The sequence below is a fragment of the Oceanospirillum linum genome (genome assembly GCF_001995095.2).
Taxonomy (GTDB): domain Bacteria; phylum Pseudomonadota; class Gammaproteobacteria; order Pseudomonadales; family Halomonadaceae; genus Oceanospirillum; species Oceanospirillum linum.
The window spans coordinates 1-427 of record NZ_MTSD02000135.1 but is presented as its reverse complement, the minus strand read 5'-3'; the positions used below and the strand labels follow the sequence as shown (position 1 = coordinate 427).

The following is a 427-nucleotide window of genomic DNA, read 5'->3' as shown; positions in this document are numbered from 1 at the left end:
GCCTAAATAAAGGCGCTTACGCCCTTTTTTGGGAGATGCTGTCACTGAGGAAGTCTGTAATGGTCTTGCATTTATTGGCGTTTGGGGCATATATAAAATCCGAACCATTACACTAGGGTTAACACAGAAGAGGCCCTATACGATAAACCTATCAATATTGGCATCTTCTATTAAGTACTCATGCAGAAACCTTTCCAAAAGTGTTCTTATATTTTCTGGCCACTGACCGGAAAATACCAAATTACTTTTATTCAGGTGCTTACCTAGCATTTAAAATGACAAGCTGGCTCACTTCTTACTACTGCTGAACATTGTGATAGACGTTTTGCACGTCATCTAAGTCATTTAGTAAGTCTAAGAATTTTTGGAACATTGCCTTATCATCATCACTGGATATTTCAGTGCTGTTTTGTGGTACAAACTGTAT

General features: G+C 38.2%; 1 protein-coding gene. It reads right to left on the bottom strand.

Going from position 1 to position 427, the window contains the following annotated elements:
- Positions 1–298: 298 nt before the first annotated feature.
- Positions 299–427, bottom strand: a 129-nt coding sequence (locus BTA35_RS16990; RefSeq protein WP_202931314.1) for a YebC/PmpR family DNA-binding transcriptional regulator, incomplete at its 5' end; no start/stop codon positions are given.